The sequence below is a fragment of the Oscillatoria sp. FACHB-1407 genome (assembly GCF_014697545.1).
GTDB lineage: Bacteria > Cyanobacteriota > Cyanobacteriia > Elainellales > Elainellaceae > FACHB-1407.
Map to the genome: position 1 here is coordinate 113,319 of NZ_JACJSA010000022.1, position 21,155 is coordinate 134,473.

20 protein-coding genes and 1 pseudogene are annotated in these 21,155 nt (G+C 42.7%); 8 read left to right on the forward strand and 13 right to left on the reverse strand.

What is annotated here, in order from left to right; genetic code table 11:
* Positions 1–240: 240 nt before the first annotated feature.
* The 3 genes from H6G89_RS35275 (at position 241) to H6G89_RS27505 (ending at position 1,884) form a co-directional block, all read left to right on the forward strand.
* Positions 241–486, forward strand: coding sequence for a response regulator transcription factor (locus tag H6G89_RS35275; RefSeq protein ID WP_441339453.1), 246 nt, complete (start codon positions 241–243; stop codon positions 484–486).
* 86 nt (positions 487–572) lie between these two features.
* Positions 573–1,013: a hypothetical protein gene (locus H6G89_RS27500; RefSeq protein ID WP_190512655.1), complete on the forward strand. Its 441-nt coding sequence runs from the start codon at positions 573–575 to the stop codon at positions 1,011–1,013.
* A gap of 412 nt (positions 1,014–1,425) precedes the next feature.
* A complete protein-coding gene (locus tag H6G89_RS27505) occupies positions 1,426–1,884 on the forward strand; it encodes a hypothetical protein (protein WP_190512656.1) in 459 nt (152 codons plus the stop codon).
* 172 nt (positions 1,885–2,056) lie between these two features.
* On the opposite strand, the gene H6G89_RS27510 is transcribed toward H6G89_RS27505, so the two are convergent.
* The gene (locus H6G89_RS27510; protein WP_190512657.1) at positions 2,057–2,524 is read right to left on the reverse strand and encodes an Hsp20/alpha crystallin family protein; all 468 of its coding nucleotides are present in this window, start codon (positions 2,522–2,524) and stop codon (positions 2,057–2,059) included.
* Between the two features lie 646 nt (positions 2,525–3,170).
* Positions 3,171–8,018: a PAS domain S-box protein gene (locus tag H6G89_RS27515; protein ID WP_190512658.1), complete on the reverse strand. Its 4,848-nt coding sequence runs from the start codon at positions 8,016–8,018 to the stop codon at positions 3,171–3,173.
* Between the two features lie 380 nt (positions 8,019–8,398).
* Here H6G89_RS27515 and H6G89_RS27520 point away from each other — a divergent pair, with 380 nt between their 5' ends.
* The 5 genes and pseudogenes from H6G89_RS27520 (at position 8,399) to H6G89_RS27530 (ending at position 10,360) form a co-directional block, all read left to right on the forward strand.
* Positions 8,399–8,554, forward strand: coding sequence for a hypothetical protein (locus tag H6G89_RS27520; protein ID WP_190512659.1), 156 nt, complete (start codon positions 8,399–8,401; stop codon positions 8,552–8,554).
* Positions 8,551–8,889: a hypothetical protein gene (locus H6G89_RS34775; protein ID WP_206758111.1), complete on the forward strand. Its 339-nt coding sequence runs from the start codon at positions 8,551–8,553 to the stop codon at positions 8,887–8,889. The genes H6G89_RS27520 and H6G89_RS34775 overlap by 4 nt, the downstream gene beginning before the upstream one ends.
* A complete protein-coding gene (locus H6G89_RS27525; RefSeq protein ID WP_206758112.1) occupies positions 8,861–9,061 on the forward strand; it encodes a hypothetical protein in 201 nt (66 codons plus the stop codon). Before H6G89_RS34775 ends, H6G89_RS27525 begins: the two co-directional genes overlap by 29 nt.
* Positions 9,062–9,395: 334 nt before the next feature.
* A pseudogene (locus H6G89_RS36490) lies at positions 9,396–9,455 on the forward strand (DUF2949 domain-containing protein); the annotation flags it as partial.
* Positions 9,456–9,646: 191 nt separating this feature from the next.
* Entirely contained in the window at positions 9,647–10,360 is a 714-nt protein-coding gene (locus tag H6G89_RS27530) for a hypothetical protein (RefSeq protein ID WP_190512660.1), read from the forward strand.
* Between the two features lie 123 nt (positions 10,361–10,483).
* On the opposite strand, the gene H6G89_RS27535 is transcribed toward H6G89_RS27530, so the two are convergent.
* The 11 genes from H6G89_RS27535 to H6G89_RS27585 all read right to left on the reverse strand — a co-directional run bounded on the left by H6G89_RS27535 (position 10,484) and on the right by H6G89_RS27585 (position 21,072).
* A complete protein-coding gene (locus tag H6G89_RS27535; protein WP_190512661.1) occupies positions 10,484–10,843 on the reverse strand; it encodes a response regulator in 360 nt (119 codons plus the stop codon).
* A gap of 381 nt (positions 10,844–11,224) precedes the next feature.
* The gene (locus H6G89_RS27540) at positions 11,225–11,560 is read right to left on the reverse strand and encodes a PAS domain-containing protein (RefSeq protein WP_339384551.1); all 336 of its coding nucleotides are present in this window, start codon (positions 11,558–11,560) and stop codon (positions 11,225–11,227) included.
* 593 nt (positions 11,561–12,153) lie between these two features.
* Positions 12,154–12,537 carry a hypothetical protein gene (locus tag H6G89_RS27545; RefSeq protein ID WP_190512665.1) on the reverse strand — a complete coding sequence of 128 codons (384 nt, stop codon included), beginning with the start codon at positions 12,535–12,537 and terminating at the stop codon, positions 12,154–12,156.
* A 590-nt stretch (positions 12,538–13,127) separates the two neighbouring features.
* Positions 13,128–13,466 carry a helix-turn-helix domain-containing protein gene (locus H6G89_RS27550; RefSeq protein WP_242060141.1) on the reverse strand — a complete coding sequence of 113 codons (339 nt, stop codon included), beginning with the start codon at positions 13,464–13,466 and terminating at the stop codon, positions 13,128–13,130.
* Between the two features lie 184 nt (positions 13,467–13,650).
* The gene (locus tag H6G89_RS27555) at positions 13,651–15,264 is read right to left on the reverse strand and encodes a hybrid sensor histidine kinase/response regulator (RefSeq protein ID WP_190512669.1); all 1,614 of its coding nucleotides are present in this window, start codon (positions 15,262–15,264) and stop codon (positions 13,651–13,653) included.
* 2 nt (positions 15,265–15,266) lie between these two features.
* Positions 15,267–17,381 carry a PAS domain-containing sensor histidine kinase gene (locus tag H6G89_RS27560; protein ID WP_199336965.1) on the reverse strand — a complete coding sequence of 705 codons (2,115 nt, stop codon included), beginning with the start codon at positions 17,379–17,381 and terminating at the stop codon, positions 15,267–15,269.
* Between the two features lie 20 nt (positions 17,382–17,401).
* Complete coding sequence (locus tag H6G89_RS27565) at positions 17,402–17,707, reverse strand: circadian clock KaiB family protein (protein WP_199336966.1); 306 nt, start codon at positions 17,705–17,707, stop codon at positions 17,402–17,404.
* Positions 17,708–17,769: 62 nt separating this feature from the next.
* A complete protein-coding gene (locus H6G89_RS27570) occupies positions 17,770–18,084 on the reverse strand; it encodes a circadian clock KaiB family protein (RefSeq protein ID WP_190512671.1) in 315 nt (104 codons plus the stop codon).
* A gap of 51 nt (positions 18,085–18,135) precedes the next feature.
* Entirely contained in the window at positions 18,136–19,848 is a 1,713-nt protein-coding gene (gene kaiC, locus H6G89_RS27575) for a circadian clock protein KaiC (RefSeq protein ID WP_190512673.1), read from the reverse strand.
* Positions 19,849–20,145: 297 nt separating this feature from the next.
* The gene (locus H6G89_RS27580) at positions 20,146–20,550 is read right to left on the reverse strand and encodes a response regulator (RefSeq protein ID WP_190512674.1); all 405 of its coding nucleotides are present in this window, start codon (positions 20,548–20,550) and stop codon (positions 20,146–20,148) included.
* Between the two features lie 63 nt (positions 20,551–20,613).
* Positions 20,614–21,072 (reverse strand): hypothetical protein, encoded by a 459-nt coding sequence (locus H6G89_RS27585; protein WP_190512676.1) that lies wholly within the window; start codon positions 21,070–21,072, stop codon positions 20,614–20,616.
* Positions 21,073–21,155 lie beyond the last annotated feature (83 nt).

A 21,155-nucleotide genomic window follows, 5' to 3' on the forward strand; every position in this document is an offset into this window, starting at 1 on the left:
AATCATTTAGAACCGCTATAGTTAACTTAAAAACACTTCTATCAATCAGAAGCAATAACCAAACTTAAAGAAAAAGATTTACTACGAAAATTTACTACAACGTTTTAATTACAGGAGATTAACATGAACTGTGTACAGTTTTTATCACCTGAAAAATCAAATAATAATATTGCTATTTTCCCTACTCACCCTCAAGGTCTAGTTTTTCTTGACCAACTATCAAAGCCTTCTGCTCCAACAATGGTTAGCATTCTTGCGCTTAACTCAGATTATTGGAGCATTTTACAAGATCACCCGTTAACCAAGCGTGAACTCGATGTTTTACGGTTAATTGTGGATGGATATACAAATGCGGCGATCGCCCAAAAACTGTATTTAAGCGTTGGGACGATCAAGACGCATGTTCGTAATATTCTCAGCAAATTCAATGTTCACGATCGCACACAAGCAGCCGTTATTGCTTTACGGGCTGGATTGGTGAACTAGTCCAGAGAAGTTTGAGGAATGATTGTAGGGTGTTCAAGGCATGACCGCTAAGAATATCTAGAGCAGCAGTGAGGGCAGAATTAACCATGGTGGCCAGTTATCGAGAGAAAATAATTACGCTGTGGGCAGTATTTCTGTTAGGAATACTGTTTCACACTCAATTGGGTTTAATGCCGTTATTTCATAACCTGAGTGTTGCGACTTCCGAAGCCCATGAAACGACAGATATTGCCTGGGTATTATGGCTCATGCTAGGTTTTTTTGTCATTCCAATGGGGCTGATAATTACAGCACTCTTCACTCACTCAAAACCCTACCGCAGGCTGCATTTCGGAGTCACTGTTGTCTACTCTCTTCTAAACTTTTTTCATATCGTTGCTGATCTATTAGTGCAACCGATCGCCTGGTATCAAATTGCCTTGATGATCATATTGTTTCTAATTGGAATCCTACTCAATATTGTTGCTTTTCAATGGATGCACAGCCGAGAGACTCATCGGCTTTTACAAGAACACTCAGTCCTGTAGGTCAATAAGTTCTAAAACCAGGCATTTGGGGAAACTCCCCCAACCCCCAAGTGGGGAGGTAGTGATGTTCCCACTTGGGGGGATTAAATCAGATCGGATATTAATTCCCTGGTGGGGGCGAACGGTCGTTCATCTCCACAAAACAGCGTCGATGCTGTTTAATTTCCATTCCTAAGCACTGCTATTCACAGATAGGGTTCGGAAATAAAACAAGGGGGTGTGGGGGCTGCGCCCCAGCCAGGGGTTCCACCCCTGCACCCCAAATTCCCACTCCTATTTATGACGAGTTGTACTAAGCAAACTGCTAGCCAGGGTTGCATCAGTTTTGCACACTCAACAGATCAATATGCGTTATAAGTTTGTATGCTAAAGCATGTAAAAATTCTCTTGACAATTTTTGCCCTATACCTGCATGAGTGGTTCCCAGATTAACGTTGTTCCGATTGCCTGTTGTCTTTCAAATTTGACAGTCTTTACAACAGATGCCAATTCAGTCTTTCCTAACACTATCTTACAAAGCAATCAGCCTTTTTCACTCAAGGTTACAGTCGAGTTTTCGGGGCCAGGAGCGATCGCCTTTGTACCCCTTGCACCTTCTATTCAGGTTGAGTTTTATGCAAAACCGCTCAGTCCCGATCCTGGCATTGTTCTTGGAAAAGTTGAAGTCAAAGCAAATCCCAATGTCCTGACATACCCACTTACGCTGACCCTTCCCCCACCAACATCAATCGGATTGCGTCCTAAAACCATCTATAGCATCGGCTCGGTCTTGCAGATTGGTAATCCTGATTGGCCTTCGTTTATTAATGGGTTTACCGAAGAACTCACAATCGAAATCTATGCCACCCCGCCAGAAAAGAAATCTAAGTAATAGGAATCAAATAAGTTCGAGACTTGGTAGGGAGAGAAAGCAGACATCCCCCTTTATCTACCTTCTCCCCCACTCATCCCAAGACATGGGTCAAGGTTGCCCACATCTTAATCCTCACACCAATGACATCAGTTGCGACCTGTTAAAGCTGAGAGAGACGCCAACGCGGTTCTTAGTCAAGCTTAACCTTGACTGTTTTGCGCTGTTCTGACTCAGCTTTAGGTAGCGTCAAGCTCAACATACCATTCTTAAACTCAGCTTGAACTTTGTCAGGTTGAACATGCGCTGGCAATGAAATTCTGCGCTCAAATTTGCCGTAGTGAAATTCAGTACGCATCACGCCTTTGCCTTCTGTTTTGGATTCTGACTTCCGTTCACCTTTGATTGAAACTAATGTTTCTGTCACTTCAACCTCTAAATCTTTTGCCTCCATTCCAGGAGCTTCTAGTTTGAGATGGATAGCGTCGTTTGCTTCTTCGATTTCTGCCGCAGGGATAAAAGCAGGCGATCGCCCCTCTCCGTTTCCATCTGGTAGAAGTCGATCAAACAAACGATTCATTTCTCGTTGCAAACTTTCAATTTCTCGAAATGGTTCCCAGTGGCTTAAGTTTTCTAGAGAACTGCGTTGTAGTAATGCCATATGAGTTATCTCCTGTTTCTAAAGAAGTTAATCACACTAATTCACTGTAAGGCGAATGCTCAGATGCACTAAGGAGTTGTGAGAAGATTTCGAAAATAAGATTTCTGGAGTGAATAGGATGTTCCAAAGTAACTGGATGGTTTAGAGAACTTGATTCATTATGGTTATCAGTTTGGAACGATCGAACAAGACTCATTAGGCTGATGCCTTGCTCTCATTTAGATTTATGGTTTGACATTTCTCTGGATATTACAATAGCTCAAGAGCTTAAAGAAGTTGTGAGGATGCAGTGTTTATTTGTACCTATCAGGAGAGAATTTTACAACCCAACAAATGTTCTTAAATAGCGCACGAGTAATAGACACGCTTTAGTTGACACAACCCAAATTGAGATTGCCATATCACTGAGCATCCCTTCACAAAATCCTTAGAAGTTTTTCCTATGATTAGAGATGAGAGTTAACCTCATTGCGCTCACTAACAGTGTTCACTAACAGTGCTGATCGCTCGATTTCTAGTATTCACCAGTCAGATCACAACGTGTCAGGTTTTATTAACCCTTGTAGAGAGGAGGATGGCACAGTTCCTCCTCTTTTTCTAGACTCATCAGCAACATCAGATTTCACTGTTTCAAGTCTGTCAAGTGTTATGGGCTAATCAGGGTGCGTAAACGTCTTAGCAGATCACTTAAGTCATACGGTTTCGACAAAAAAACATTTGCACCAGCGGCAAAAACAGCCTCCCGATTAGAAGATAGTCCACTAATCGCAAGAATTTTGACCTCTGGATTCATTCTCCGCAGCGTGCGGATGGCTACGATGCCGTCCATATTGGGCATCATGACATCCATCAAGATAACGTCGATTTCAGTTTGGTGCTTCGCATAAAGCGCGATCGCATCAACCCCATCGTTAGCGACAAAAGTAGTGTAGTAGTGACTTTCTAGCAGGGATTGATTGGTTTGTCTGATAGCCAGGTCATCATCGACGATGAGCACTCGTTCACCGTTGCCTTCTAACAGTTCTTCTTCTAAAGGGATATCAGGCACCAACTCTTCTGTAGCAGGCAAGTAAACTTTAAATTGGCTACCTTGACCCACTTCACTCTCAACTTCTAAAAAGCCTCCATAATTTTTGACAATCCCCAACACAGTAGACAGTCCTAAACCTGTTCCTTGTCCCAATTCTTTAGTGGTAAAAAACGGCTCAAAAATGCGATCGCGCACTTCCAGCGGAATTCCAGTCCCCGTATCCGCAATACTTAAGACAACATAGTTACCCACGTGAGCATTCAAATGCATTTGAGCAAATAGTTGGTCAACATAATAGTTTTGGGCCGAGAGGGTGAGAATTCCACCTTGAGGCATTGCATCACGAGCATTGACGCATAAGTTCATCAAGATCTGATGTAAATAGGTTGGGTCAGCCGACACTAACCACAGTGATTGATTGGAAATATTCGTTTGGATTTGGATCGACTTTGGAAACGTTTGCTGGAGGACTTTGCTCATCTCATGTAAGAGAGGTGCAACGTGTAGCGATACTCTTTTTCCCTCCCTGCCACGGGCAAAGGTCAAAATTTGGTTGACCATTTCTGCACCCCGCTTGGCACTCTCTTCTAAAATTTGCAGCATCTCGTGCGATCGCGCCACTAGACCGTCTTGTTTCCAACACAACAGTTGGGCGATCGTTAAGATGGGTGTGAGGGCATTGTTTAAATCGTGGGCAATGCCACTGGCAAGTGTACCCAGGCTCTCTAACCGCTGAGCACGATAAAACTGAGCTTCGAGTTGCTTTCTTTCGGTGATGTCTGTATCGACTACAAGAATGAATTTAGGGTAGCCAATTTCGTCTCGTACTAACGTCCAACGAGCCGCGACAGTGACTTGCTTGCCTGTTTTACTAACATTACTAACCTCACCTCGCCATTCACCTTGATCGAGTAAAACGCTCATGATATTTGGCAACTGGACGATGTCACTGGTCAATAACTCATAAGCAATTTGCCCGATCGCTTCAGTTTTTTTCCAACCGTATAATTGCTCGGCTCCTTGATTCCAATAGTAAATTTGATGACTCAGATCGCACACAAAAATAGCATCTGACGCAATATCTAAGAGAGCCGCTTGTTCTCGAACTTTTTGCTCAGCTAACTTACGCTTTGTGATGTCTGCGTATGTAACAACATAGCCTGTGATGTCTTTTGTGGTTGATTTCATAGCGGCCATTCGGGCTGAAACCCAACGAACCTCGTGTTGAGGGGTCAACAATCGAAATTCAGTGGAGTCTTCGTCCTGATGGCCTTGCAAATACGCTTTCCATGCTTCAGAAACAGCTTCTCGGTCTTCTGGATGAATGGCTTGAAGCCAACCATTGCCGAGAGAATCTTCAAAACTCAATCCTGACATTTGCTGCCATTGATTGTTTGCATAGAGGCATATTCCATCCGCATTGGTTTGAAAAATTCCAATGGGTGCGGCTGCACTCAGGGTACGAAATCGTTCTTCACTTTCCTCCAAAACAATCTGCATTCGTTCGCGCTCTGCCAACTCGCGCCGCGTTTGTTCATACAATTCAGACTGTTGGATCGCAATACCCACTTGGGTTGCCAATCGCCGCAACAGAGATATTTCGACAGGTTGCCACTGACGTGGAGTCGCGCAGTGATGAGCAATCAACAAGCCCCAAAGCGTTTCGCCTTGAAGAATAGGGACAACTAAATTGGCTTTGACCTGAAATGATTTGAGTAGCTCAACATAGCAGGGTTGGAAATCTTCTGTATCAATGTCAGCAATGGAGGCAATTCGCCCCTGTCGATAGGGTTCAATATAGCGATCGCTAAAACAAGGATCAGAAATCGTAGTAGACAAAATTGATGTCCATTCTGCATCGACCGACTCTGTAATCACATCTCCCTGCCAGCCAGAATGAAAGCGGAAAATAATGACCCGATCGGTTTTGAGAAACTCCCTAACCCGATGAACAGTGCTGGATAAGACTTTCTCTAAATTAAGCGACTGCCGAATCTCCTGGGCAATATCTGCCAGCAAATATTCCTGCTTCATTTGCTGCTGGAGGGCAAGCTCCGTCTGTGTACGATCGCTAATATCGATGGCTGTCCCGACAATTCGAAAAATTCTCCCTGTTTCGTCTTGAATCGGAGAGAGGGTAGTTAATGTCCGAATCGTGCGATCTGAAAAGGCGACATATTCCTCATAGGAGATACTCTGACCTTTTTGTAAACACTGTTTATAATTTTGCCGAAAATTTGCTCCGATTGTTGCGCCAAAAACCTCTTCAGGGGTTTTACCGCGAAGAGCTTGTGTCGTATTGCCTGCAAATTGTTCTGCTAGATGATTAAAGTCACCGTATCGAAAGTCATTGGCTTCAGTAACCTCAATCACAAACACTCCCTGAGCTGCCCCATCATAAATGCTGCTCAGAAAGGCTTCACGTTGACGCAGTTCAATTTCCACTTGTTTGCGCTCAGTAATGTCGATGACTGAGCCGATAAACCCCAACAACGTTCCTTTGGAGTTATATTCAGGGACAGCTTGAGCCAATACCCATTTCACTGAACCATCTGGATACAGGTAGCGGTGTTCGACCCGATAGTCAACGGGATGCCCCAGTTGGGTTTGCTCTATAAAGTTAGACCAGGTTGCATAGACCCAAGCCCGATCATCTGGATGCAAATATTGCCCCCACCCGTCGCCTAAGCTTTGCTCTAGAGATAGCCCTGTAATTTCTAAAACTTTGGCATTGGCATAGATACATTGCCCCTTCAGATCACTACGAAAAATACCCACAGGGCTAATTTCGGATAAGAGGCGATGCCGTTCTTCACTCTCTCGCAGGGCTAACTCTGTTTCGATGCGATCGCTGACATCTCGCACAATCGCCAAGTGACGACCAGGCATAAAATGGGCGATCGCCGCCAGTTCTATCGTTCGTACACTGCCATCAGGACGATGCAGACTACAGTCTCCAATCATCTGCCCCTGTTGGAGAAAGCGTTGCCAAAATTTAGTTTGATCCAACGGTGGAGCTGTAAAATCAGTCACCTTAGAACGCAGAAATTCTTCTTTGGAGATGCCAAACAACCGACAGGCAGCAGGGTTAGCATCGACATAACACCCCTCATCGTCTGCAATGACGATCGCATCTGAGGTGTGATCAAATAGGGCTTGCCATTGATTCTGCTGTTGCTGCAAATGTTGACCGGCATCCGTCAGTTCTGCCGCTTGCTCCGTCACTTTTGCTTCTAACTGCTCACAGAGCAATTGCAACTGCTGCTCTTTTTCTCGACGTGGGCTAATCTTTCGCAGTAACCAGCGTAGCTCAACCGTTTTATCTTGCAAGTTTTTGATACTGGTGATCGTCGCCAAAACAGGAAAAGGTTCTCCCTGTGTGGGCTGAATGTTAACTTCCCAATTTTGAACAATGTTAAAGTCCACTAACTGCTGGTGAAAATTGTGGTGATTGTCCTCTGTAATAAAAATACTTAAAGATTTACCAATCAAATAGGGACGTTTAACACAAAAAAAATTAGAGGCAGCTTGATTGGCTTCTTGAATGATCCCGTTTATGTCCGTTACAAGATAGGCTTCTGGAGCAAATTCAAACAAATCTCGATATCGCTGACACTCCAATGTCAGGTTTTGCTGAGCTTGCTCCAACTGGTCGTTTTGTTGTCTTAATGTCTCCTCAATGACTCGCAATTCTTCTAAGGCAAGTCGCAACTTCTCATTCACTGCATGAATTTCAGCTAACTGTGAAGTTGTCAGTTGGTCAACTATTTGTGGAACTAGAGAAGACGAATACAGTGGATTCAACTGATAACCCACGCGGTGATGAGTTTTAATAAAATCTTTGGGCGCACCTGCCGTGGTGAGTTTGTGTCTTAACTCCTTAATGTGTACTCGGACGGCTTCTTCACCAGGAGATTCGATAGAACTCCAGGCGTGATCCAAAATGGCTTGTGCACTAAATGTCTTTTGAGGTTGCCGTAGCAATAATTCTAGAATGGCATATTCTTTAGGAGTAACTGATAGTAGATGCGTGCCATAGAGCACTTTTCGGCTACTGGGATCAACCGACAAATATCCCCACGTTAAGACAGGCTGGTTGCTCATTCCTCCACGTCTTAACAGTGCCTGCACACGGGCTACCAATTCTTCGGCATCAAATGGCTTGACAACATAATCATCTGCTCCGGCATTAAGGGCGATCGCTTTTTGGTGCCCGTCTCCTTGCCCAGTCAGTAGCAAGATAGGGCTTTGAAATCCTCTAGCTCTCAAGTGTTGACAGAGGCCAACCCCATCCAATTTAGGCAAAATCACATCGAGCAGGATGAGGTCGTATTCAAAGGCATCTGTCATTTGCAGCCCTTCTTCGCCATCAACTGCAATATCTACGGCATAGTTATAAGTAGACATCAAAAACTGCAATGTTTGAGCCACAGTTTGATCATCTTCTACAACTAAAATCTTCATAATGGTCTCCGGGGCGACCTATACCGAAATTGAAATAATTCGTCAGGTTTGTAGGTTTAATTTAAGAACACAGAACTTAATGAAGTTCAAATAAAAGCTCTTCTATACTGCTTCCCAACTATGACTGCATAAGTTTCGTATACACGTTCTTGTAACGATTATGAATAACGGTTTAACAAATGAAGAACACCCTATTTTGTTGGAACTCAACTTGAGGTATCTCTCATTAAATTACGAACGTATTTCAATGTTGAAGCAATTTTAATAAAATTTATTGGCAAAAGAAATAAAACTAAGAATTTCATTGCCAACTTTAGATTATTTTTTATTTCCCACACTTTCTTTACAATCAATCCCAAAATTGATGAGTCAAGAGTTGCATGGTAGAGAGTGCCCTAGGGCAGTCCCTATATCCTCTTCTCCTGAGTCAATGGGCGATCGCTCTCATCATCGCCTGTGTTACTGCCAGCTTCGTTAAAATGAAGACGGCATATGAATTCTTGAAGCTGTCTCAAACAACTTACTATGAGCAATGAACCCTACGGCGCATTGGGAAAGGTATGAGCGGCAAAATCAAATTTCTAATCGATTTCTGTCCGATGAAATTATTCAACTGCGGACTCAAGCTCGAATTATTTCAACCATTTTTCTGGTCATCGACGCATTTTTGCTCTATGTGCTGCTGGCACATTTGAGCAACACTCAGCACGATCAAAAAGTTTGTCGATCACGGTGCAAACGTTCATGGGCTTCGTCTAAACTGCCAGATGCAGCAACCAGTTTTGCCCCTGCGGGTACGTTGTTTCCGGCAGGGGCGAAGGGTAGTTTGTGCAGGCCTCCATATGAGCGATATTCCATCCTTGCCCGATGAGTTGTTGTGGGGAGAGCGAGTGTTGCAACTGATTGCGAATCTTACCCGTCGGGATGGTGAAGAGTTTCTCTCATTAGCTCCCCAAATCCCAATCGAAACTCAGGTAGAGGCATTTTCTCTAACCGCTGCCAACAAAGCACTAGTGTTGCGAACACAAAGTTCTGCAATGTAGGGGGTTTGGGGGCTTCGCCCCAAGAAGGGGTGGAACCCCTTCACCCCTTTCAAAACTTATTTTTTGCTGTACTAGAAGCACCTCGGAGGGGCAAAATACAAGGTGCAGTTGCCTTGGTGACTAATCAAAGCTGAATTCACTAGAGGCTCACAAGTTCCTCAAATTTGTCTCCTACTCTCAAGGCAGGAATTTGGAAGAGCAACGATGGAATCCAAAGAATTGTCCCGATTCATGCAATCTTTGCAAAATAATCTTGCCATTCCGACTTTTAGTCTCCAGCTTGCTGTACGGTAACCTGAGCAAACTACTCACCTTGTTGATCATGATTCTTTAGCAGTATGAGTTAGTCACTTTACCTCAGATGAATCAAATGTTTGATTGGTTAGAACACTAGATTTTAGGTTAAGACAGCATAAAACCACAGGAACAATTGAGAATTCCTATTTAGTACCTTGCCCATAATTGGCATACTGCTGAAAGTGTGAACCATATCAAGGGTTTCGCTAGGTGTAAAAGATCATCAATGGGGAGTGAGGCGGAACGATAAACGAAATCATTGGAAATCTCTTTTAGGAAAGAGCAGTTATGACAGATTCCAGTAAAGAAATTATTGTTGTCCAAATTCCACCCTCTACCAAAAGCCTTGGATTCTGGTCCGCAATACTTGCTACAGTATTCAGCTTCATGTACGTTATAGGGCAAGTTGCTGAATGGTTAGGACTCTTAGGATCTCAAGGAGGTCCTGCAAGCAGTAGTACGACACTAGGTCTGGTGATACTGCTAACACCGTCATTCTTTCTTGGTTCTTCATTTCTCCTTCTTGTTGTGAGCATCCACCAACTTGCGCTGCCTGACAGAAGAATCTGGAGTCACACAGCTGTTGCATTCGCCACAATTTATGCAACTCTGACCAGCCTTGTCTATTTTGTTCAGCTTACCCTCATTACGCCTCGTATTGCACACGGGCAGGTTGAAGGCATTGAGGTATTTTTATTTGTACCCTTTGATTCGTTTTTGTATGCTGTCGATATTCTCGGCTACAGCTTTATGAGTGTGGCTACCTTATTTGCTGCACAGGTGTTTATAGGCGGCGGACTGTATCAAGTCGTGCGATTATTCTTGCTCGCGAATGGATTGTTACTTCCCTTTATTGCGCTACAAATGTATTTTCACCCATTAATATGGGTCGCAGCACTTTGGGCAGTAACGTTTCCAGGATCAACGTGGGCACTTGCCGTTCTGTTTCAACGTGCTGTAATTGTATCCACTGTTCCTAGCAACTCATCAGATGAAATGTAGGAGTAGTATGGTAATGCTCCGTGTTTAGCAATCCCAATACACATTGAATATCGAGAGTTTATCGGTAACAATCGTTACCGTCAAGGAATTCGCTAATTTAGAGAAACTTACCAACCCTAGTTTTTAGTTTTGACACTGCACTAAGGCTTGGCGTAGCTTATCAATTTCTGCATCTTTCTTGATAATTCCAGTAGCACCTAGCTGTTGGATGAGACTTAGATTTAAGCTTCTATCTGAAGTCAGGAAGAAGAAGGGAATACGCAATGTATTTCGATCATTTCGCAATTGCTTTAGTACTTCAACCCCATTCATTTCAGGCATATTAACATCGCAAAGAACTAAGTCAGGGCAATGAGAGCGAGCAAGTTGAATGCCCTCAAAACCATTCTCTGCTGTGATCGGATAAAATCCCTCGGTTCTTAACCAATCAGCCAGGATAACGCGAAACGTTTCATTGTTATCAATAACAAGAATAGTTTTCATAACTTCCCGATGTGCAGTTTTAGGTGATACAAAAGCGTTTTCCAACGTGATTAGATTTCTCAAAGCTTAAGTCTTTGTCTTCACCTGCTAAAGGTCTTTGTCTTAAAATGCTTGTCTTAATAACTAAATCAGGCATTTCTGTTCAATAGTAGCAACAGAAAAATTGTCTTTAATCCTCTCGAATATGACACAGTATTTGATTAGAACAATAAGGGTAATTGATCATAAAAACATTGCTTTCCAAAGATAAAAGTCGAAAATTTGAATGTGTTTGTCGGTTGAGTCACTGTTTCAAACGGTTTCACATTAACAGATGTTGCTGCTCCTGCTTGATGGAGGATTTTTGAGATTCGTTGAAGTTGTTTGAAAATACCGTTTCACTCAATCTTCCGGCGAGCATGCCAAAAGATGAGGCAACAGTCGCACACTTCCCAATATTTGAAGTGGAAACCCGTCGATCGCTGCTAGCAACGGGGTTTCTTGGGAATGCAGCCAACACCATGCTCCATCGGCTCGCTTCATACGATAGTTGGTCATCATCACGTCATTAGAGCGCAGGGTAGCAAAGCGTTGGTAATGATCGGAAACTAAGTTCAGGCCATCAGGGTGAATGAGATTGTCTAGCCCAACAGCACTCATCTCATGAATGGCATCGGCAGTATAGCCCAGCATTGTTGCAATAGAACAACTGGTGGAGAGTGTGCGCTGGTCTACCAAACCATAGACATGGAGACTCTCTCCGATAGGGCTAAATTCTTAAATCTGCAAGCGTCCTAGAGCAGTGATTAGGTGTTGAAGAAATGAGACAAAAGAATAATCTGGGTAAGTTGTGTGGCTGGTGTTCATTGATTCATTCCTCCTATCTCCGATAGAAACAGTGCGCATGTAATCAATTTTTTTTAGCATCCAAACCGGTTTTTCCCCGTTGCTTCCCTGGTAGACAAGAACATTAGGACAAATGCGATTTCTACCTTTCGAGAGCCAAGTGGGATCTGAGGGTGAAGGGCTTAGACATAATCTCTTTGTCTACAAGGTTACGGAAAAAGAGTAGCTCGGCTCCTGATTCCATAGTTTCAGGATCAGTTGTAAAGAAATCGTGAGGGATGAGAAGATAATCTAAAATTGGTATCACTGTTAAAATCTTTAGAATGTATTTCAGTGAAACTTGTTGATTGAGGATGATACTCGATCAATTGCAACAATCGGCAAGCTGCGTTTTGAGCAATTCACCATATCCTATGTCTAACCATTGCCCGTAAAGCTTGACTCAGCACTGTAAGTTAATAGCAAATCGCTCTAGAGGACGAGGGTTAAGCAGACAATAGTTCCTCACTGATCAGAGCGGTTACTGTTTCGGGGGCAATCGTAGTCCACTGGGGGTTTGTGGCTTGTCCGTTATGCCATTCAAATGTCACCTGGCTAAAATCAGCACAGGTTGGTTTATTGAAGCCTAGAGTGTAATGCTCAATCCAAACGAGCTTGGCAGGATCAAGACAAAATTCTCTAACAATTTGATTGGCTAGCTTCTCAACAAGGTAGGGGATAAACCATCCCATCTCAAACCCCATGTCCGTAATTATCACCGTTTGCACTTCATCATGAGGTAAGAAGATCCGGAGATGACACTGAAGTTGCCAGACTCCAAACACCTGACCTGGCATTTGACAGTGATAGATTTGATCAATGGTTTTCATATTACTAACAGATTAAACAAGAAACAAAAAGTGTTCCAATCTTATGAACAGTCATCAACTCTGCAATATCTTAAACTTGCAGGAATTAAACAGTAACGGGCGATCGCATCAATTTAGAGGAAACAGAATTTTGAGCTAAAGAGTTAGTAATTAAACTTGTAGTAGGCTGCACCAAAGGCATTTCCTGCCAGCAACTCCGGCAAAACCAGTACACTTGATGATGGCGAACATGACGCAGCATTTGGTTAGAGCAACAGGGGCAATTGTCCATAAAAACCTCACTTGTCATAATTACTATCACGTATTCAAAAGCACTATCGAACGATTTTTAGTAGTTAACTTGTTAACTATTTGGACTCTAAGAAGGAAAGATGGAGATTTGGTAAAGATGGCTTTTATATTAAGAATTTGTTGTAGATCGAGATATATTGCAAAACAACAAAAACATTAAAGATATGCAAAGAAAATGTAACAGTATCGAGCCTGTAGAGCCGCAAAGCTGCCATGCATCACCAGGCTTCAGCTCTAATCTCTTACCGTCATCAATCAGAGGATTGATTAGAAACCAGCAAAGCTACTTATAGACTTATCTAGCTAACTAACCCAGCACGTAGAGCCGCCACAGCAGCGTGTGTACGATCATGAACATTGAACTTTGTAGGAATATTACGAACGTGAGTCTTAATCGTTCCAATACTTAAATACAGCTTTTGAGCAATTGCATGATTACTGTAACCCTCTACAATCAACCTCAGAACATCTAGTTCACGTTTGGTTAAAGGATGGCTCTGTAGATAACCTTGGTAATCTGAATCAATAGCGAGAATGCTAATCGTTTTTGGATAAGAAGACTTTAGGTAAAGCTCAAAATGAGTATTATCCTCATAATGTATTGGCAAACTCTTGATGTCATGCAACTCGTCAAGCAATACGGAAGATGTGCAAAACATATTAATTCCCTGTTAGAGGTTTTAACCAATAGCAGGAGATTAGCCAATAGCGGTAAGGATTTGGTAAAGATGACACTGTTGTTACAGTTGGTAAGATCTATTTGCGTCAGAACTCCATATTACCCACACTGTAAAGTCGTTTCCTAGACTCAAAAAGATTTGGCTATATCTTAGAAGAGGGCAATGGGTCTACAGTTAGAACCAAAGGAAGCAAAAGCGTAAATGTGACCCATTTTTGGCTGCTAGTCACCGAAATGGCACTTTTCATGTGCTCTGCTAATTTTTTAACTAATGCCAGTCCCAAACCAGTACCACCATGTTTCCAGGGATCGTTAGAGGGAATTCGGTAGAATGGATCAAAGATCCGGGGCAATTGTTCTGCTGAAATCTCAACTCCAGAGTTACGGATGATAATTTGAATGCCTGAATTAATATCACCAGGCGGATCATCAGCAAGCTTTGCTATCACCTGAATTTGTTCATTAGCAGGGGTATATTTACAGGCATTATTGAGTAATTCTGAAATGATGCGGGTTAGTCCAGATGTGTCAGAAACCAATTCAGGTAAATTAGGCGAAATATTAACCTGCAACGTTTGTTGTTGAGCGATCGCCCGTTCTTGAAAGCTCTCTGTAATATGAGGTAACCAGTCTTGTAGGTGAATTTCAATTGGGTCTAAAGAATAAGCATTTGCCTCAATTGACCGTATATCAAGTAAATCATTCACAAGTTTAAGTTCTTGATCACACTGATCACGCAATACTGATAGATAACGAGTGACCGTTGAAGCTTTAGGAAACTCTTCTATATTAAGAAAACCTTGTTGATTTAAAACCGTCTCTAACAGACGAATTGCTAGCCGAATATTTGATAGCGGCGTTCGCAATTCGTGAGATGTTGTTGCCAGGAAATCATCCTTAAGATCATTCAATCGCTGCATCTCTTGTAATTGAGCTTCCATTTGTTGAGCCTGGATAACAGCCTGCTCATGGGCTTCGAGTAGTCGCCTCTGTGTATCATCTCGAAAAACCAGGACTGCACCTATCACGACTCCCTGTTGATCTCGCAGGGGCACTGCACTATCGGCAACTGGAATGGTTGAGCCAGTTTTAGAGACTAGCAGAGTATGCCCATTCAGGTAAATCGTTGTATCTTGTTGAATTGCTAGAATGATTGGATGTTGAATCGGCTGTTGAGTCAGTTCATCAACGAATTGAACGACGTGCGTGACATCTTGATTCATGGCCTCGTTTAGCGTCCATCCAGTCAGATATTCGCCTGCTGGATTGAGGTACATGATTTGTAGCTGATTATCTACAACAACAACACTATCCCCCATGCCCCGCAAAACAGTACTTAAAAACTGTTCTCGTTCATAGCGATTGAGAGCCGTTTGAATCGCAACATAGAGTTCTTTATCTCGGACTGGTTTAAGAATATAACCAAAAGGAAACGTTAACGTGGCTCTTTCTACCGTACTCTTGTCAGAATGCCCGGTCACATATATTACTGGAATCTGCAATTGGTTCCAAATTTGTTCAGCGGCTTGAATGCCATCCATCTCACCTTGTAAACGAATATCCATCAGAACGAGATCAGGACGTAATTCTTCTGCTCTTTGAATTGCAAATTCTGCGGTATCTGCAACATCTACAACAACATAACCTAAAGATTCTAAACTTTCTTGCAAGTTAATCGCCAGGATATATTCATCTTCAACAACGAGCAGCCGTGCTGTCTCTTGAATATCTTGTTTTGGTAAAAGAGTTTTCACCATAATCATGATTTCACTAATGTAATTTTGAATTGAGTTCCTTCCTGGCTAACAATCTCAAGCGTTGCACCAATCTGTCTTACCAAACCTTGAACAAGTGTTAAACCCAAAGTCTTTGTCTTTTTAAGCTCAAAATTAGGTGCTAGTCCAAGTCCATTGTCTTGAATAACCAGTACTAAAGTTTGTTGTTGATTCACCTTGGAAGAAGATTGAGTTAACCTAATTTGGATCTCACCCGATCGCTCACCGGGAAAAGCATGTTTTAGAGCATTAGACACCAGTTCATTAATAATCAGGCCAAAAGGAATAACCGTTTCAATATCTAAATGCACATTCTCAACTTGAACAATTAACCGAATTTGGCTGGAATTGATATTATATGAATCAAATAAATAAACTGTCAGATCTTGAATATACTGAGATAGATCGACATTGGCGAGATCATCGGAACGATACAGCTTCTCATGAACGAGAGCAATTGATGCAATCCGGTTCTGGCTGTCCTGCAAGATTAGATTCGTTTGGGGATCAGGAACCCGACGAATTTGCATCTGGAGAAGGCTACTGACAATTCCTAAATTATTTTTGACTCGATGGTGAATTTCCTTCAACAATACTTCTTTTTCTCGGAGTGATACCGTAATGCGTTCTTCGGCTTCCTTTAAGTCTTGAATCGTTTGATTGAGGGCCGCCGTTCGCTCTAAAACTCGGTTTTCCAGTTCTTCTTTTGCCTGTCGCAACGCTTCCTCAGCTTTTTGTCGTTCTGCCTCAATTCGCTTACGGTCGGTAATTTCTTCACAGACAGTATTGATACCAATAATGCGATCGCCATCTTTAAGGGGTAAAAAACTTTCGAGCCAGGTTCGTTGTATGCCGGGTTGAGCCGGAGTCTCACCATTGATTTCTACATTCAAACAAGGCTCTCCTGTTTCCAGAATAGGAGACAGGAGTTGTTCAGCCTGATCTGCTAAATTGGGAAACAATTCCCGTATTGTATGACCGATGTGCGCTTCAATCGGGAGTCCATTCATTTCAGCAAGGCGTTGATTGATCCGCACAAAGCGCAGTTCTGTATCCAACACATTTAACCCAATCGGGGCACATTGGTAAATGTTCTCAATCTCAGCAAGTTGCTGTTGAAGTTGAGTCTGGCTCTGCTTCAAAGCGATTTCTGTTTGCTTGCGACGGGTAATATCGGTTAAGATAACAATTGCTCCACGAAAATGGTTGTCACGATCAGTCAGAGGGCGAGCATTTAATATAAGATTTAAAGCCTGTCCATCCGAAGTTTCTAAATCCACCTCCAATCCTCGAACAGTTTCTCCATCCAAAACTGTTCTAATGCTAAAAGGAGTTTTACTAGAGGATAAAATTTCAGCAGAGTTTAGTTCTGGCTGCTCTAACGAGTGGACGTAGGAGTGAGCATAAAAAAGTGACAATGTATCAAATGCTTGCGATACAAGATTTCTTTTCCATATTTGACAGGCTACTTGACTGGCACGAATAATTATTCCTGTATGGTCACACACTAAAATGGCTTCACCTGCTTGCTCCAGCATGAGTCGTGCCAGTCTCTCTGAAGCCAACGTTTTCTCATGTCGCTTTTGCTCAGTTAAATCAGTAATCACAACACAATTCATCACAACATCATCTAGTTTGAGATGATTCATTGAAAGATAGACAGGAATTTCAACTATATTTTGAGATACCAAAAATAGTTCAATCGCGATCTGCTCACCTCTCTCTACCTGTTTCAATTGTGATTGAAATAATGAAGCATCTTGAGATGATATATAACCATAAAAATATGATCCAATGAGTGTCTCTAATGGCTGTTTTAGTAGAGCCGAAAAACTTTTATTGCAGTATAAAATTAACCCCTCAGTTGAGAGAATAACTGCACCTTGCTGCATCTCCTCCACTAATAAACGATAGGATTGATCGGCATTTTGCAGCGTAAAGACTTGAGTTCCTTTGCGACCTGAAACAACAAGCGCATCTACTTCCCCTTGCATAATGGCTTGCAAAGTTCCTTCAGCGATCGCAAGCCGATCTTGTAACGTCTGGATCTCTTCTAGGAGTTCAGCTGAGGTTTTTGGGAGACTGTCCATATCTTCCATCTATTAAACCAGAACAAAATTTATCTAGGCACCAGATCTAATCCCATCAATACTTTTTCGGTATCTGATAAATCTCCAATAATGCGGCGCATTGGCGAGGGTAGCTGTTTGATAAGTGTTGGAATAGCAATAATATTGTCTTCTGGCTGAGTTTGATAAACATCAATCACTTCTAACTCATATCGTCCCTGAAGATATGCTTCGCAGATCGCTTTCAAACTCTCTAGCGATCGCATCGACCGGGGCGTGGTTCCAGCAACATACAACCGCAGATAATAACGTTGCTGATTTTGTTGAACGACTGCTTGTTCAAAACTTACAGTCATTGCCTTATTTTCTTCTTCTGGTATGCTCTTCTTTTCCTGCGGCATATCGTTCACCGTTTGAGTTACTTCTCAACTTTTTTAAGATCAAGTCCCAGCAAAACCTTATCTTGATTGGATAGATCCCCAATAATCTGCCGGATGGGAGGTGGTAGTTGCCTGACCAATGTGGGAATTGCCAAAATTTGGTCTTGTTTCGCCAACTCCGGGTGTTGCAATAAGTCAACGATCTCAATTTGGTACTGCCCCTGGAGATACTCCTCACATAACTTTTTGAGGTTGGCAAAAGCTGTTACCGATTTTGGGGTTTGTCCGGCAACATATAAACGGAGTTTCCATTGATTCGGTATCGTTTGATTGGCATTATCAGAAGAGTTCATAGTGGGAGGCTCCTATGCCACAAATGCAAAATTTGGAAGGGCAGAGTAAAATTAATCAGCCTGGCGTAACCGTGCCATTGATTGCTGATCTTGTAATAAATTTGCTGCATAAAGCTTCTCCTCTTGAAGCAGATGTTCAAGTTCAGCACTTTCAGATTCCATCTGCATCTGCAAAGTTGCAATCTGGTCTTGTATCATCTTCTGCTGTTGTTCAAGCTGTCGTCGTCGTCGAGCAACCTGCTGTTGCTGTTGAAGACGAGCCTGTTTATCCGCAGACTCCTGAGCAGCACGAGCCGTTCCAGTTAAGACCTGATTCTGTCCCAGGTAAACATCCAGTAAATCAACGCCCTGACCCGTTAACCGGAATTCTCGTACCTGGTTAGAATGTGCCATCCCACGAGATTTGACCAATTGCAGCAGACGGTTGCGCTCTCCGTTGCCTTCCACGGCTCGCACTTCTAGCCAGGTATCCATTAAGGAGGAAACCCCCATTTCGGTATGTTCGAGTGGCATTCCGGCGGCGATCAAATTTGTCATTAACACAGTGATCTGCTGACTTTTGAGGTAGTCAATCAGACGGATAAAGAACGATCTGGCTTGTAGCAGTGTTCCTGTTAAAATCAAATTGCTGATGGGGTCAATTATCATTGTGCTGGGTTGAACTGTGTTGAGCCAGCGGTGGATTTGCACCAGATGGAGTTCTAAACTGTAAACCGTTGGGCGTAAGGCTTCGATGTGCAGCAACCCTTTTTGAATATACGGTTCTAAATCAAGATTAACCGATCGCATGTTTCGCAAAATTTGCTGAGGGGCTTCTTCAAATGCCAGATATAAACACCGTTCTCCCCGTTGGCAAGCGGCAGCGGCAAAATGAGCGGCAATTGTGCTCTTCCCAGTCCCCGCCATGCCTGTGACAAGAATGGAGCTACCCCGAAAATAGCCCTGGCCATCAAGCATGGTGTCGAGGCGGGGAATACCACTGGAGATACGATCGCTAGAGACGCGATGATTCAACCCGATGGAGGAAAGCGGCAATACTGAAATTCCATCTTTATCAATCAAGAAGGGGTATTCATTACTGCCGTGCTGCGACCCCCGGTACTTCAAAACTTGCAACCGTCGAGTCGAAAGTTCCTCAAAAATTCGCTGATCTAAGCGAATCACACAATCAGAAACATACTCCTCTAATCCCTGGCGAGTCAGGTTATTTTCTCCCCGTTCCCCGGTGATGATAGCCGTAACCCCTTTTGTTTTAAGCCAACGAAACAACCGCCGTAACTCTGCCCGTACAATGGCAACATTAGATAACCCAGAAAACAAGACTTCGATCGTATCTAAAACAATCCGCTTTGCCCCAACACGGTCGATCGCACTCCCCAACCGAATAAACAGTCCTTCTAAGTCATACTCACCAGTCTCTTGAATCTCAGCAGGATCAATATAGAAACAGTCGATCTCAAGCTGCTTGTTTGCAATCAGTTGAGATAGATCCCAGCCTAAAGAAGCCACATTTTGGGTTAACTCTTCAACGGTTTCTTCAAACGAAATAAAGACACCCGGTTCTCCATATTGAGTTGCACCCCGCACTAAAAACTCTAAGCCAAGGAGAGTCTTACCACACCCCGCAGAACCACAGACTAAGGTAGGTCGTCCTTTGGGCAATCCACCTTCAGTAATTTCGTCTAACCCCTGAATACCAGTAGGACACTTGGACAATTGAGTAACGGGCGATTTTAATTCTGTTGAATCAGCAAGTTGAACCATAAGATATACCGATCCTTGATTTCATGAATGAAGACAAACTTCTCATTCTGAAAACAACTTCGTAGTCATTCGTAGTCAATTGAACACTTTTGCTTTGAGGTTAGAAAGAAATGATGGAGATTTGGTAAAGATAGCGTTTATGTTAAGAAATTGTTTTAGATTGAAATATTTTTCAAAGAAATAACAAGTTTAACAAACGTTATCCGCAGCTTAATTGCTGCAATTCTGCTTAAAAGATCGCAGGAACCATAAGGCTGATGATGTAATAGTTTTAACCAGTCTCAAAAACTGAAGTATCTAAAATTCATCCGTTAGGGCGGATTTTTCAGACCAGTCCAGCAGCTTCTTGATCTTTTCTACAAGTTCGTCCAAGTTAGATGAGTAATCGATCGCTCCCATAACCTTAAATGCTTGAAGTCGTTTTATATCAAGCCATTTTGCCCCGGTCGTTAGAATCACAACTGGAATGGTTTGTGTTGTCGGTTGTGCCCTCAAACTTTTTAAGAAGGTAAAGTAATCCACACCAAACATTGCAAGATCAAGAACAATCGCATCTGGTTGATCTTGTACGGCTCGTTGTAACCCTTGAGAGGGAGAAATCGCTTCAATCACCTCCCACTCACCCAAACAACTCAAGTACTCCTGCATGGCTTCCCGCACATTCGGGTTGCCATTAATGAATAAGATTTTTCTGGTGGTCATAATCGCCACCCTCGCAACGTTCATACAGTAATTCTTGGAACGGAAATACTAGCAAAGAGTTTTTTAAGTGACGGTTTGAGGCTCTGCCTCCGGCAAGGGTAAGTGATGTGATACAACTGATCGAGTTTGAGAGGGTTGAGTATCGAGTTGCTTGATCAGTTGAATTAACAAACCATCTTTTTGCTTACTGATCCATAAACTATTAGGGTGAACAGAATGAGACAACGGAATCAAGCTTTCAAATTGACCTAAATGAATGAAGTCTATATAAGGCTCTTTCCATTTTCCTCGAATGCAAATCGTCTCCAGGGTAGCTTTTACATTCATTAAGATGGCATCAATATCGGATATTTGAATATCTAGGATGAGGCTTGTCTTGGTTTCAGTTGCTGTGATTGCTGAGATGGGCTGTCCTTCGCTGTTGCCAATCCATAGAGTCGATTGCTGGCAGCTGTTAAAAGAGCAAGAAAATGAACCATCAAAATAGTGACTTGCATCATCTAAGCTTTGAAAAGAGACCACAGAATCGCTCCTCATATATACTCTTGCTATATGAGCAAGCTAAATCGCAAAGATGGGGATTTGGTAAAGATTGCAGATTCGTT

Coding starts and splice junctions, on each gene's coding strand:
- H6G89_RS35275 (WP_441339453.1), top strand. CDS start 241: ATGGTTAGCATTCTTGCGCTTAACTCAGATTATTGGAGCATTTTACAA.
- H6G89_RS27500 (WP_190512655.1), top strand. CDS start 573: ATGGTGGCCAGTTATCGAGAGAAAATAATTACGCTGTGGGCAGTATTT.
- H6G89_RS27505 (WP_190512656.1), top strand. CDS start 1,426: ATGAGTGGTTCCCAGATTAACGTTGTTCCGATTGCCTGTTGTCTTTCA.
- H6G89_RS27510 (WP_190512657.1), bottom strand. CDS start 2,524: ATGGCATTACTACAACGCAGTTCTCTAGAAAACTTAAGCCACTGGGAA.
- H6G89_RS27515 (WP_190512658.1), bottom strand. CDS start 8,018: ATGAAGATTTTAGTTGTAGAAGATGATCAAACTGTGGCTCAAACATTG.
- H6G89_RS27520 (WP_190512659.1), top strand. CDS start 8,399: ATGGTAGAGAGTGCCCTAGGGCAGTCCCTATATCCTCTTCTCCTGAGT.
- H6G89_RS34775 (WP_206758111.1), top strand. CDS start 8,551: ATGAACCCTACGGCGCATTGGGAAAGGTATGAGCGGCAAAATCAAATT.
- H6G89_RS27525 (WP_206758112.1), top strand. CDS start 8,861: ATGAGCGATATTCCATCCTTGCCCGATGAGTTGTTGTGGGGAGAGCGA.
- H6G89_RS27530 (WP_190512660.1), top strand. CDS start 9,647: ATGACAGATTCCAGTAAAGAAATTATTGTTGTCCAAATTCCACCCTCT.
- H6G89_RS27535 (WP_190512661.1), bottom strand. CDS start 10,843: ATGAAAACTATTCTTGTTATTGATAACAATGAAACGTTTCGCGTTATC.
- H6G89_RS27545 (WP_190512665.1), bottom strand. CDS start 12,537: ATGAAAACCATTGATCAAATCTATCACTGTCAAATGCCAGGTCAGGTG.
- H6G89_RS27555 (WP_190512669.1), bottom strand. CDS start 15,264: ATGGTGAAAACTCTTTTACCAAAACAAGATATTCAAGAGACAGCACGG.
- H6G89_RS27560 (WP_199336965.1), bottom strand. CDS start 17,381: ATGGAAGATATGGACAGTCTCCCAAAAACCTCAGCTGAACTCCTAGAA.
- H6G89_RS27565 (WP_199336966.1), bottom strand. CDS start 17,707: ATGACTGTAAGTTTTGAACAAGCAGTCGTTCAACAAAATCAGCAACGT.
- H6G89_RS27570 (WP_190512671.1), bottom strand. CDS start 18,084: ATGAACTCTTCTGATAATGCCAATCAAACGATACCGAATCAATGGAAA.
- kaiC (WP_190512673.1), bottom strand. CDS start 19,848: ATGGTTCAACTTGCTGATTCAACAGAATTAAAATCGCCCGTTACTCAA.
- H6G89_RS27580 (WP_190512674.1), bottom strand. CDS start 20,550: ATGACCACCAGAAAAATCTTATTCATTAATGGCAACCCGAATGTGCGG.